We start from the raw sequence: 12,809 nt of genomic DNA on the forward strand, positions 1-12,809 counted from the left end.
AAAATAGGGGAAGTTTTGTGGCAGCATTTCTTAAGGATCAATGGTGATGCTATTATTTAAGGTTGCAATACTACTCGCTATAGCAAGAATACTGTTTAGATTGGCAACCGGGTTTAAGGAAAGCTGTTCAAGAATTTCCTCCAGCAGCAGCATGGTAAACAGGACAACCGAGTTGCCGGCGGTTATGGTAGTCTTGGTGGAATTTGCCAGTCTTCTTGACTTTTTTTCTAATTCTTCTACGCAGATACAGGTGCAGGATTCATTGTGACAATTCATGAACATACCTCCTCCCATTTCTAGATATAGTATATTCGCCTTATTGCCAAATGTCCTGCAATTGCCGGCAGGAAACGGAAAGTGCCGCTCGGATGAGAGCGGTATAATTTATTTTAAATGGTTATATAATTATCGATAAAGGTTTAGCAGGATTTTCCACAGGGAACCGGGAAAATGGCATTATAACAAAAGAGGGGGGGACATTATGCCCAAAATCACAGGTACAGCAAAGCGGCTGCGGATTTACATTGGCGAACGTGACCGTTATGCCGGGAAAACTCTTTACCAGGCTATTGTGGAAAAGGCAAAGGAGTTGGATCTGGCTGGCGCTACTGTATTTCGCGGCCTCATGGGGTATGGGGCCAACAGCCGGATTCATACGGCCAGCATTGTTGATCTATCAAGTGATTTACCTGTTTTGGTGGAGATTGTAGATAGCGAGGAATATATAAACAAGTTTTTACCTTTTCTGGATCAGATGGTGCAGGAAGGCTTAGTTATACTTGATGATATTGAAGTGATTAAGTATGGGAAAAAACAACCCGGTCGGTAATGTATGGGTACTATGGAGGAAGAAATATGATTACGATAAATATGCCTGACGGCAGAACATTTGAATTTAAACATGTTGTTTTCGATTATAACGGGACCTTAGCGGAAGATGGGATAACCAGCAACCTAGTTAAAGAGTTATTGCGGGAATTAGCCGCAAAAGTCCATGTCGCTGTCATCACGGCAGATACGTTTGGAATCGTCCGGGAGCAATTGCAGGATGTGGAAGGAATAGAGATCATTGTTATTGGCAGTGGTTTGGATGGAACGGAAAAGGCCCGTTATGTTCAGAAACTTGGCTCAGAAACCACAATTGTTATTGGCAACGGCGTAAATGACCAGCCGATGTTTTTTATCGGCGGGTTAAAAATCGCTGTTATCGGTCCGGAAGGGGCAAGCAGTGGCTTGCTGGCTGCCGCGACTATCGTTGTAAAAAGCCCGGAAGATGCCATCCGCCTGTTGCTGAAGCCCAAGCGGCTGATTGCTACCTTACGCTGCTAATTATGAAAATAGAAAAACAGTAAAGGAAAGGAAACTGGCTATTTTCTAAAAAAATATTAAATTTTCTTGGCTATAATACACTTATTCACAAAGTTTAACCCGGATAGAGTAAGGAGTGAGTGTATGAAAAAATTTGCCAATCGTTTGCTAAACTGCATTTTTAGTTTGATTACGACCGGTCTGATTATGGCTGCGCCGGTAGCGGCTATGGTTTATGCTTCAGAAGCTCCGGAACCTGTCGCGGTTTTTGATGGTTTTAGTGTAAAAGCATCAACAATAACCTACAATGCTTCAGGAGAAGCTAATATTATTCAGTATAGTGACAGGGTGGATAAAAAAGATAACGCTTTTCATGATTTGCTACAACTTGATAAGTAAGTATTAACAGAGAAATGCGCGGGAGTGATTTTGTGAAAATATTAGTTGTTGAGGATGACGATCCATTACGGGAGGCCATTGTTTCTCTTTTGCAGGAGGAGAACTATCTTACTGATGAAGCGGCTACCGGGGACGAGGGGTTGTATTTGGCACAGCAGGGAATTTATGATCTACTGATATTGGACATTATGTTGCCTGAAATCAGTGGGCTTGATATTGTCAGGAAAGTCAGGGCTGCCGACGATGCAGTGCCTATTTTACTGTTAACAGCGCGCGACAGCGTATCAGACAAAGTATGCGGCCTGGAAACGGGAGCTGATGATTATTTAGTAAAACCTTTCGCCATTCAGGAACTGTTAGCCCGCATAAAAGCACTGATTCGTCGCCGGGGGACAATGGCCAATGACGGCAAAATCAGTTACGGCGGTGTTACAATTGACAGCAAGGTGCATGACGGTTATGTTAATAAACAATCTTTGGGGTTAACAACGAAAGAGTATGAGTTGTTGGAATTCCTGATTTTGAATAAGGAACAAATTCTAACCAGAGAGCAGATATTTGATCGGGTTTGGGGCTTTGAGTCGGAAACTACCATCAGTGTGGTTGACTTATACATTCATTACTTACGCAAAAAAATGGCTCCGTCCGGTCACGACAGCATGCTGCGTACAGTACGCGGCGCCGGCTTTATGTTTAAGGAGAATTAATGATGTTCAAACGTACTTTGCGCCGGTTATCTGTGAGAATTTCCGTTGTGTTTTTATTGATTTTTATTATTTTTGGAACAGTGATTTATGGTTATGTATCTTATCGTTTTTTTGATAAAGTTGACGATTCTATGCGGCTGAAGGCGAATAACCTTGGCATTGCCAATGGCAGAATCGTTTTCCAGAGCCGGAACCGTTGGCTATTTGATCCGCGCATTCTTATTTTTCTTAGAGACACTGACGGACGGGTCTTTAATATGTTCCCGCGTGAAGAGATTGACGTGGAACGTCTGGCTGAACTGATAGCGCATACACCGCCAACAGGCCGTATCTATACGAAAGAGATAGAGGATCATGCGTACAGGATTCTCAATATTCCTTATTTGTACGAAGATAATATCCTGCAGACTGATCGTGGACCGATTGTCGTAGACAGTATTATTGCAGTAAGTATCGTGGATTCAGAAGTAGCTGCTCTGGGAGATTTACTGATTATAATTGCCAGCGGACTTGTTACCGGCATGATTATTATAATTATTGCCGGCTATTATCTGGCACGGCGGTCCATGGTTCCCATTCAGGCTTCCTGGGAGAAACAGCAGCAGTTTGTTGCCGATGCTTCCCACGAACTACGCACGCCGCTTGCTGTGGTAAAAAGCAATGCCGAGCTTATCCTCAGGCATCCCGGCCATACGGTTGAGGAAGAAAGTATCCGGGTAACCAACATTATCCGGGAAGTCAGACGGATGACCAAGCTGGTTTCGGAGTTGCTGACGCTGGCAAGATCGGACGCTAACCAATTGGAACTAATGATAAGTGCTGTGAGTCTGAATCAAGTTACTGAGACTATTGCCGAACAATTTGTACCGCTGGCCGAAATGGAAGGACTCACTCTCACAATTAAGATTGCCGACCAACTTGAATTAATGGCAGACAAGGAACGTCTGCATCAGTTGTTGGTTATTTTATTAGATAATGCCATCAAGTATACGCCGCCTCCCGGCGAGATTCTGGTTACTGCCGATAAGCATGGCAATAACATTATCATTGCTGTGGAAGATTCCGGTCAGGGAATACCGGCTCAAGATTTGCCCCGGGTATTTGACCGGTTTTACCGGGGGGATAAAGCACGTTCCCGCGAATCAGGCGGAACCGGTTTGGGCTTGTCTATTGCCAAATGGATTGTTGAACAACACGGCGGTAAAATCAGTGTGGAAAATAAGGCCGCCGGTGGTGCGAAATTTAGTGTGGTATTGCCTATAAAAAAATCATCATAAAGTTCATAACAGTACGCGAAAAGCACTTGTCAATGACAGGTGCTTTTTGAGTTACTAGGGCTTGGTATTTTTGCTTATATCCGGCAGGGTTTCGCTGATAAATCCTAAAGAAATTCAAAAGAATCTCAACTACAATAACGGTAACGTCTTACCTTAGACATATTAACAGAGGAGGCTACCGCAACCATGTCAAATAGAAAGAATAAGGCTCTGCTTCTTGCAATTGGTTTGTTTTTTTTGCAGTATTCGGTCTCTTTTGCCTCGCCTCTTGAGCTGTCCTTACAGGACAGCATTGATTATGCTCTCAAAAATAACGCGTCGATCCAGATTGCCGGTGAAGATAAAAGAAAATCGGAGCTTAGTGTCGGCGAAGCGAAAGCCGGTAAACTGCCGACTGTCTCGCTGGGCAGTAATTATAGTTATCAGGGAAATTCCGGTGACGATAGTTTCAGCAACAGCTTGCGCATGAACTGGCAGCTCTATAGCGGCGGCCGGACGGAAGCTCAGATTGACCAGGCGGAACTGGGAGTCCGCAGTGCCGATCTAAATGTTGATAAAACTACTCAGCAATTGATTCTTGACGCTACGACCAATTATTATAATGTACTTGCAGCCAAAAACATGCGTACCGTGAATGAGGAGAATGTCAGTAATTTGCGGGCTCACCTTGCGATTGTCCAGGCGAAATATCAGGAGGGGATTGCCGCCAAATCCGAAGTGTTGCGAGCCGAGGTTGAAGTCGCTAATGCCGATCAAAACCTGATTAAGGCACAAAATCAATATGATTTGGCGGTATCCAATCTGCTTACTACCATGAATATGGATGGCGGGACAGAGCTTGAGCTAAAGGGCGAATTAGCTTATCAGCCTGATACCAGAACCCTGGATGAAGCCATTGCTTTTGCCAAACAGAACCGGCCGGAGGCAGTACAGGCGCAAGTAAGTATTGATAGTGCGCAAAAGGGTATTGAAATTGCCGAAAGCAATAAACGGCCGACTGTGTCGCTTTCCGCCTCAACCGGCTGGAATGACAGCCTGGTACCGGACGATACCAATAATTGGTCGGTGGGTGCGTCCGCCAGTTGGAGTATCTTTGACGGCGGCGTGACCAAATCCAAAATCAATCAGGCAGAGTCTTCCCTGAACAAAGCCAAGCTGCAGAATGATCAAACTCTCGATTCTATTGAACAGGAAGTTCGCCAAGGCTACCTTAATATGAAGGAAGCTGAAAAGCGTTTAGCGAACACAGAGGTAACGGTAACCAAAGCAAACGAGGATTTATATATTGCCCAGGAATCCTATAAAGCCGGTGTGGCTACCAACCTTGATATTTTTGACGCGCAACTGGCCTTGACACAAGCCAAGACCAATCACGTACAGGCACTGTACGACTACGATGTGAATAAAGCCAAACTGGATAAAGCAATGGGCCTGAAAGCCAGTAGCTTATAGGCGGTGGAGGTATTTTGATGAAAACGATGTGGCAAAAAATCCGCAACCATAAAACTTTACTGCTTACGTTGCTTATAGCCGCGGCTGTCGCCGCCGGCGGCGGGTACTACTATCAAAGCAAAAGCAAAACAGCTACTGCGCCGCAGCAGACCATTCAGGCTGAACGCCGGGACCTTACGTCAGTGGTGGCGGCAACCGGGACAATCAAGGCTGTTAACTCGGTCGATATTAGCTCTAAAATTACCGCAAGGATTAAAGAGGTTAAGGCGCAGGAAAACGAACAAGTAACAGCCGGACAAGTACTTGTTATTTTAGAGGACGCCGGCCTGCAGGCCCAGGTAACCCAGGCGAAAGAAAAACTGGACAATGCCGCTGTCAAGCTTCAGCGGGTTTCCCGGCTGACAAGTATCGGCGGTTCATCCAAGGAACAACTGGACAATGCCAGTATGGATTATAATATTGCCCAGGCCAATTATGATGAAGTTATGTCTAAGCTTAATGATACGGTGATTATTTCCCCGATTGCCGGCCACGTCATTGGCAAGCCGCTGTCAGCCGGAGAACTGGTGGCGCAAGGGGTTAATAACCCAACCGTCATTATGACGATTGCCGATATGTCGACAATGCAGATCGAAGCCAATGTTGATCAGACCGATATCGGTAAAATTGCACTCGGGCAAAATGTGACTTTTACAGTGGACGCCTACCCGGGGAAAGTATTTAGCGGCAGGGTAACAACCATTTCCCGTAAAGCTACCGTTTCTCAGAATGTTACCTACTATCCGGTGACAATTGATGTTTTGGATGCTGAAAACCTTCTAAACCCCGGCATGGTTGCCAGAGTATCTGTTATTGTCAGCGAAAGTAAAAATGCTTTAACCTTGCCGTTATCGGCTATACGTTCAGATAAGAGCGGCAAATATGTTGTTGTTGCCGGACCCAATGGCCAAACCCAAAATGTGCCGGTAACAACCGGTAATACCGGCGATGACCGGGTGGAAATTATCAGTGGCTTGAATGATGGCGATAAAGTTGTTGTGTCGCAAGTCAAGACACAATCTCAGGGACAAACCGGCAGCCAGCAGGGATCAAGACAGGGCGGCGGAGTCCGCCCGCTGTTTTAAGCTAAGTATCAGTTGAATAAGGGGGTCATACAATGACAATAGCATTAGCTAATATAACCAAAACCTATCAAATGGGTGAAAGCGTGGTGGCTGCCCTGGCAGGAATCAGTTTGGACATCCGGGAGGGAGAATTTACCGCCATTATGGGGCCTTCAGGCTCCGGCAAGTCCACGTTAATGAATATTCTGGGTTGTTTAGACCGTCCGACCAGCGGTTCCTATTTGCTGGACGGGCTGGAGGTGGCCGCTTTAAATGACGACGAACTGGCACTGACCCGCAATAAAAAAATCGGCTTTGTATTCCAAAATTTTAACTTGCTGCCGCGTATTACCGCTATCGATAATGTGGCCTTACCGCTTGTTTATGCCGGTGTCGCCGCAAAGGAACGTAAAGAGCGGGCCGCGGAAGCCTTGGCATCAGTCGGCCTTGACAAAAGAATGGATCATCTGCCTAACGAATTGTCAGGCGGTCAGCGGCAGCGGGTAGCGATTGCCCGGGCCTTGGTTAATGAGCCTACCATTATTATGGCCGACGAACCGACCGGTGCGCTTGACACCAAGTCCGGTGACGAGGTTATGGAGATATTTATGAAGCTCAATTCCTACGGGCGTACCATTATCCTGGTAACGCATGAGCCGGACATTGCCGCCTACGCGAAACGGGTAATTCATGTCCGGGACGGGTTGATTGTCCGGGACACGGAAAAGGAGGAATAATGTGTTCTGGGAAAGCGTAAAAATTGCCTTAGACGCATTAGTCTCAAACAAGCTTAGATCCATTCTTACGATGCTTGGCATTATTATTGGGGTCGGTGCCGTTATTGCCATGGTTTCCATTGGTATGGGAGTAAGGGAAAAGGTATCAAACTCCATTGCCAGCTTGGGCAGTAACCTGATTATCGTTATGCCGGGAGCGTCCTCTTCCTCCGGGGTAAGGCAGGCTGCCGGCACCAATATAACGTTAACGTTCAAGGATGCCGAAGCGATAGAGCGCGAAGTGCCCGGAATCGGGGCGGTTGCCCCCAGCGTAAACAAGCAGTATCAAATGGTTGCCGGCAATATGAACTGGACGACAAGTGTCCAGGGTACTACACCGGAGTATCTGACGGTACGCAACCTCACTGTCCAAGCCGGCAGTTTCATTACCAATGACGATTTGGATAGCCGGAACCGGGTAGCGGTTATTGGCGCTACCGTCGCCAGCAACTTATTTAACAGCGTGAATCCGGTCGGGCAAAGTATTCGCATTAATAATGCACCATTTACCATTATTGGTGTTCTGGACAGCAAAGGACAGTCAGCCGGCGGCCAGGACCAGGACGATATTGTTATTATTCCCCTGACCACCGCTCAGGAACGCATGATGGGAATTACCTATGTCCAGACAATCAGCGTGCAAGCAGCTAACGAGGATGTGGTCGATCAGGTCCAGGATGGCATAACCGCTCTGTTGCGGGCCCGCCATGGCATAGCAGGCGACAAAGCTGATGATTTTACCGTGCGCAACCTGGCTAGTGTTATGGCAACAGCCCAGGAAACAACAGGGACTATTACGATGCTGCTTGGCAGTATTGCCGCCATTTCTCTCCTGGTTGGCGGGATTGGCATCATGAACATTATGCTGGTTTCAGTCACTGAACGGACCAGAGAAATCGGCATCCGTAAAGCCTTGGGAGCCAGGTTTTCCAATATTCTAATGCAATTTCTCATTGAAGCGGTTGTTATTGGGGTGATTGGCGGCGCCATCGGTATTGCACTGGGAATTGGCGGCTCCTACACCATTTCATCTATTGCCGGCTGGAATACGGTCATTACGGCAACGCCCATTTTGGTTTCATTTGGCTTCTCAGTGGGAATCGGCCTGTTCTTTGGCTTATACCCGGCCCGGAAAGCTGCGCTTTTGAATCCAATTGATGCATTACGCTATGAGTAAATAGCGAAACAAAAGGAACTGTGCCGACAACGGTTTTCGGTACAGTTCCTTTTTATGCCTATAATAGACTAGCTTTCCGGCCCATAAACTTTTTTTAATAACGTTGGTTTGCGCAAATCGGCACAGCCACAGTCTTGCTTATCGTCTAAACGGCTGATCGCATCCAATAAAATATGCCCAATCTTATCGGCATCTTCATAGAAAATTTGGCTTAGTTCACTGTGTTCCCAGTCCTTTACGACACCTTCCCCATAATTAACAACCGTATATAAGCCGGCGTAACAAGCACCGATTTCCCGGGCCAGATAGACTTCAGGGCAAAGACTTTGCCCGATAATATCGGCATGGCCTTTGAACGTCGCCACCTCGGCGGGACTTTCAAAATGCCGTCCATCGGTTACGGCATACACTCCGCGGCGAAAGACCCGATTTAGCGGTCGCGCCTCTGCCGCAGTGATTAATTCTTCACGCAGATGCGGGCAGAGGGCCTGCCGCATAATCAAGAGGTAATGCCCCTCCAGGCCAACGTCCTTGCGCATGGATTGATCAATATAGTCTGAGGCGACTACCACATCCCGGGTATCAAGCAAATGGTTGACCGAGCCTACGCCGCCTTCAGCCAGTATTTTTTTTACACCTGCCTCACGAAATAGCCAGAAAATCTGCCGTGAGGCATCAGCCCGGCTCACGCCGCTGCGCCAGCCGTGCATCCGGCAGGTCAGCACTTTTTTGTTGCCCAGACCAAATAACAGCAGGGGCGGTGTTTGTCCATACGGGGTGTCAAACACCATTTCCCGCTGAATGATCTCTACATCCTGGCGGGCAAGTGCCGCCGGAAAGTCCATGGACAGCGTGCCTGAACCGCCGATAATGGCAATGCTTGCCTGTGGAATAGCGTTCATGGTATCTCCTCGCAATCGTATAACATTCTTAAAAAGTTTTTAGTATTTCATACTGCGTATTCCGCTGGGCGGGAATTTTTCCGGTGGCGCGGATGAGACCGGTCATTTTGTCAATTGACATCTGATAGGCGGTGCCGGCAGCCCTAACCACGTTTTCCTCCAGCATAATACTGCCTAGATCATCGGCGCCGAAGGCCAGTGTCAACTGGCCGATCGACTGGCCCTGGGTGACCCAGGAACCTTGAAGATGGGAAATATTGTCGAGATACAATCTGGCTGCGGCTAACGTGCGCAGATAATCCCAGGCAGTAGCCTTTTCGCCGCCCAATTCCGTATTACCCGGCTGGAATGTCCACATAATAAAGGCCCGGAACCCACCGGTACGGTCTTGCAATTCACGGATAGCCCGGAAATGATTAATCCGCTGCCGGTATGTCTCTCTCATGCCGATTACCATCGTCGCCGTTGTGCCCATTCCCAGGCGCTGGGCGGTTTCCATGACATCCAGCCACTCATTGGCCGTAATCTTTAAGGGGCTGACCCGTTGACGTACAGCATCGTCTAATATTTCCGCGCCGCCGCCTGGCAAAGAGTCCAGGCCTGCGAGCTGCAGGCGGCGCAGAGTCGCTTCGATGCTGATGCCGGCTTGAACGGCCATATGGACAATCTCTGCCGGAGAAAAGGAATGAATGGTAATAGGAAACCGCGCTTTAATTCCTCGCAGCATATTCTCGAAGTATTCGAGCTGCAGCGCCGGATGCAAACCGCCTTGCAGCATAATCTGCGTACCGCCGGCTGCAATTGTTTCATCAATCTTTTGGTAGAGTTCAGACGTAGCCAGTACGTAAGCGTCCTCGGCCTCTTGGGCTCGATAAAAAGCGCAGAACTTGCATTGGCTTTTGCATACATTGGTATAGTTGATATTGCGGTCCACAATAAAAGTGGCATAGGGTTCCGGATGTTTTCTTTGCCTGATCGTATCTGCTGCCTGTCCTAAAGCAGGCAAATCTCCCTCGGTCAATAGCGCAAGGGCATCATCATCCTGTAAGCGGTTGCCCGCAAGCGTCCGGTCAATAATTGTTTGGCATTTATCCACGCTTATACCTCCAGAAATGTCAGTTCAGGCACTTCGGCGATATGACCCAACGCCTGGGCGCGCCGGTAATATTCCTTTAGTCCTTGTTGATGGTTGCTGTCAAAAGAGAACTGCAGTGTAGTAAAATAAGCTTGCAGGAAATCGGCATCAAAGGATTCCCAGCGAGCGGCATCTTTGGCCAGCTGCTCAACACGCGCCATACTGTAAGACATGGAGTGCACGAACGAGCGCTGCACTTCGCGGACAAGTTCCGGATTTGCCCGCGCAAAACTTTGCCGGGCAACCCAGACGGCAAACACCATTTTGCAGCCGGTTAACTCCTTCCACTCGCTGCCCAAATCATAGGCATACAAGCCGGCGGGAACCTGATAATGAATATGGAGGGCTTCATCGCCAATTAACAGGGCCGCATCGGCCTCCAGCAGCATTGAGCCTAAATTGGGCGGACACTCAAAATAGGCGGGTTTAACATGATACTTATCTTCAAGGATAATTTTCAGCAGGATTTGCGAGGTGCGTGAAGTATTTGTCAGCGCGATTTTCCGGTTATGCAGTTCGTGGATAGGCACTTTACTGACTAAAAATATGCTTGTCACCGGGCCGTCGCAGCTTACCGACAGATCGGGAAGAAGGGTGAGCTCACGCCAGTGCCGCGAGTATTCGATGGATGGCACGGGAGCAATGTCAAGGCGGCCTTCCAGCAAATGCCGGCTCAGTTCACGGGCGGTATCTTTCGTCAATTCTACATCCCAAAGGATGCCGTTTTTTACCAAACCGTAATACAGGGGTAAACAATTGATGAATTGAATATGTCCTACTCTGGGTCTCATAACGCGTGGCTCCCGTCGTAAATTTGTACTTCGCGGTACAATGTATCCCGTTCAACCGGGATATTTCCCGTTTCACGGATAAAAGCAATAATATCCTGCTTGCTAATGCCTTTTGCGGTTTTTGCCCCGGCGGCGTGGAGAATTTTTTCTTCCACAACCGTTCCGTCCAGATCATCGATGCCGAAACCCAGTGAAACCTGAGCGATGGGAACTGTCAGCATAATCCAGAATGCTTTGACATGATCAAAATTATCGAGCATCAGACGGCTGACTGCCAGCATCTTCAAATCTTCCCAGGCTGTTGTCCGCTTTATGTCGCTCAGTCCGGTGTTTTCAGGATGGAACGGGAAAGGGATAAAGGCTTGGAAGCCGCCGGTTTTGTCCTGCAATTTACGCAGGGTCAGTAAATGGTCAATGCGTTCTTCGTGAGTTTCCACATGACCATAGAGCATGGTTGCATTGCTGCGGATACCCAGTTGATGCGCTGTACGCACCACTTCCAGCCACTCGGCGGCGCTCGCTTTGTTGGGGCATAAAATTTGCCGCACTCTGTCATTTAATATCTCGGCGCCACCGCCCGGCATTGAGCCTAACCCCGCTTCTTTAAGAATTGTCAGTACTTCCCGGATGGATAACTTTGCTATTTTGGCAAAATGGGCAATTTCCACAGCGGTAAACGCTTTTATATGAAGCTTGGGAAATTCCCGGTGAATACGGCGAATGATATCCGCGTAATAGTCAAAGGGCTTGTCCGGATGCAACGCGCTCACAATGTGCAACTCTGTCATTTCCGGTGCATCGGCTACCGCTTGCCGGGCAATTGACAATGCTTTTTCCGGTTCCATCACATACGCCTCGGACGCATCAGCATCACAGCCGAACGCGCATAATTTGCAGCGGGATAAACAGATATTGGTTAGATTAATGTGCCGGTTAACATTGAAATAGACTTTGTTGCCTGATTTACGCTGTTTCACTAAACGCGCCAATGTGCCGATCCGCAGCAACTCGTCGCATTTTAATAAAAATAAGCCGTCTTCCCGCGTCAACCGTTCCCCGTTACCTATTTTTTGTTCAATCAAGCATAATTGCTCGTTCATGTACTCACTCCTGTTGGCGTGTCCTGGAAACTTTACGCAGGACTTCCTAATATTGATAAATACATCTATCATTTCTATGAAACTTAAGTAGATTCCTGCCGGTTGAAAATAGGACCTTTTACTGTAAAAGGATACAACACAAATAAAAAAACCTTTTGCGAATAAGATAACTATCCGCAAAAGGTTTCTCGGGATTTTCTATATTCTTACATCAATAATGGCCGATACGCCAACGCCCTGTACGCGACTGAAGTGAAGCGGATTGGTACTGTTTATGGGTACTAAGGCTTTGACCCTAAAGGTACTGCCGTTAAAGTTTCCCTCCACTTGTAAGACGGCTTTTGTTTCATCTACCAGTTCCTGGGCGCCTGTTACCTGGGCGGCGCCTATGTAGCCTCGATTACCGACAGAAACAATGGGGACTACTTTGGTAGCATAATCACTGCCGGCGCTGTGCTTAGCCGTCAATGTATTGATGAAATTGTTCAGTGGGGTTGAAAATTTATCGATAAGAAACCCTATTCCACCAACTTTTAAAACATCACCCAAGCTAAAGGCTTGCGAAACCGGAACAGCGGCAACTGATAACAGGGAAACCAGCAATAGACCGATTACAATGTGTTTCTTCATATGAAATCCTCCAGTAAAAATTTAGTTTGGATACTATAATTTGATTATACTA

General features: G+C 47.5%; 15 protein-coding genes. 9 read left to right on the plus strand and 6 right to left on the minus strand.

The window, feature by feature from the left end; genetic code table 11:
• Nucleotides 1–30: 30 nt before the first annotated feature.
• Nucleotides 31–276, minus strand: coding sequence for a hypothetical protein (locus BLR65_RS11535; RefSeq protein ID WP_093794339.1), 246 nt, complete (start codon nucleotides 274–276; stop codon nucleotides 31–33).
• A 205-nt stretch (nucleotides 277–481) separates the two neighbouring features.
• On the opposite strand from BLR65_RS11535, the gene BLR65_RS11540 reads away from it, so the two are divergent.
• The 9 genes from BLR65_RS11540 (at nucleotide 482) to BLR65_RS11580 (ending at nucleotide 8,199) form a co-directional block, all read left to right on the plus strand.
• Entirely contained in the window at nucleotides 482–829 is a 348-nt protein-coding gene (locus tag BLR65_RS11540) for a DUF190 domain-containing protein (RefSeq protein ID WP_093794340.1), read from the plus strand.
• A gap of 26 nt (nucleotides 830–855) precedes the next feature.
• Nucleotides 856–1,329 (plus strand): HAD family hydrolase, encoded by a 474-nt coding sequence (locus BLR65_RS11545; protein WP_211285095.1) that lies wholly within the window; start codon nucleotides 856–858, stop codon nucleotides 1,327–1,329.
• A 123-nt stretch (nucleotides 1,330–1,452) separates the two neighbouring features.
• On the plus strand, nucleotides 1,453–1,707 hold the full coding sequence (locus tag BLR65_RS11550; RefSeq protein WP_093794341.1) for a hypothetical protein: 255 nt from the start codon (nucleotides 1,453–1,455) through the stop codon (nucleotides 1,705–1,707).
• Between the two features lie 32 nt (nucleotides 1,708–1,739).
• Complete coding sequence (locus BLR65_RS11555) at nucleotides 1,740–2,414, plus strand: response regulator transcription factor (RefSeq protein ID WP_093794342.1); 675 nt, start codon at nucleotides 1,740–1,742, stop codon at nucleotides 2,412–2,414.
• Nucleotides 2,414–3,691, plus strand: coding sequence for a sensor histidine kinase (locus BLR65_RS11560; RefSeq protein ID WP_245692710.1), 1,278 nt, complete (start codon nucleotides 2,414–2,416; stop codon nucleotides 3,689–3,691). Before BLR65_RS11555 ends, BLR65_RS11560 begins: the two co-directional genes overlap by 1 nt.
• 186 nt (nucleotides 3,692–3,877) lie before the next feature.
• Complete coding sequence (locus tag BLR65_RS11565; protein WP_093794344.1) at nucleotides 3,878–5,143, plus strand: TolC family protein; 1,266 nt, start codon at nucleotides 3,878–3,880, stop codon at nucleotides 5,141–5,143.
• A gap of 17 nt (nucleotides 5,144–5,160) precedes the next feature.
• On the plus strand, nucleotides 5,161–6,267 hold the full coding sequence (locus tag BLR65_RS11570; protein ID WP_093794345.1) for an efflux RND transporter periplasmic adaptor subunit: 1,107 nt from the start codon (nucleotides 5,161–5,163) through the stop codon (nucleotides 6,265–6,267).
• A gap of 32 nt (nucleotides 6,268–6,299) precedes the next feature.
• Entirely contained in the window at nucleotides 6,300–6,983 is a 684-nt protein-coding gene (locus BLR65_RS11575) for an ABC transporter ATP-binding protein (protein ID WP_093794346.1), read from the plus strand.
• Between the two features lies 1 nt (nucleotide 6,984).
• Complete coding sequence (locus tag BLR65_RS11580; RefSeq protein WP_093794347.1) at nucleotides 6,985–8,199, plus strand: ABC transporter permease; 1,215 nt, start codon at nucleotides 6,985–6,987, stop codon at nucleotides 8,197–8,199.
• 68 nt (nucleotides 8,200–8,267) lie between these two features.
• Here BLR65_RS11580 and BLR65_RS11585 read toward each other — a convergent pair whose 3' ends face one another.
• The 5 genes from BLR65_RS11585 to BLR65_RS11605 form a co-directional block, all read right to left on the minus strand.
• Complete coding sequence (locus BLR65_RS11585; RefSeq protein ID WP_093794348.1) at nucleotides 8,268–9,101, minus strand: phosphorylase family protein; 834 nt, start codon at nucleotides 9,099–9,101, stop codon at nucleotides 8,268–8,270.
• 28 nt (nucleotides 9,102–9,129) lie between these two features.
• Nucleotides 9,130–10,176, minus strand: coding sequence for a cyclic dehypoxanthinyl futalosine synthase (mqnC, locus tag BLR65_RS11590; protein WP_093794390.1), 1,047 nt, complete (start codon nucleotides 10,174–10,176; stop codon nucleotides 9,130–9,132).
• A 23-nt stretch (nucleotides 10,177–10,199) separates the two neighbouring features.
• Nucleotides 10,200–11,027: a menaquinone biosynthetic enzyme MqnA/MqnD family protein gene (locus tag BLR65_RS11595; RefSeq protein ID WP_093794349.1), complete on the minus strand. Its 828-nt coding sequence runs from the start codon at nucleotides 11,025–11,027 to the stop codon at nucleotides 10,200–10,202.
• Nucleotides 11,024–12,127, minus strand: coding sequence for an aminofutalosine synthase MqnE (gene mqnE / locus BLR65_RS11600; RefSeq protein WP_093794350.1), 1,104 nt, complete (start codon nucleotides 12,125–12,127; stop codon nucleotides 11,024–11,026). The genes BLR65_RS11595 and mqnE overlap by 4 nt, the downstream gene beginning before the upstream one ends.
• A 198-nt stretch (nucleotides 12,128–12,325) precedes the next feature.
• Nucleotides 12,326–12,757 (minus strand): hypothetical protein, encoded by a 432-nt coding sequence (locus BLR65_RS11605; RefSeq protein ID WP_093794351.1) that lies wholly within the window; start codon nucleotides 12,755–12,757, stop codon nucleotides 12,326–12,328.
• Between the last annotated feature and the right edge of the window lie 52 nt (nucleotides 12,758–12,809).

This window comes from Sporomusa acidovorans (assembly GCF_900101845.1).
Lineage (GTDB): Bacteria > Bacillota > Negativicutes > Sporomusales > Sporomusaceae > Sporomusa > Sporomusa acidovorans.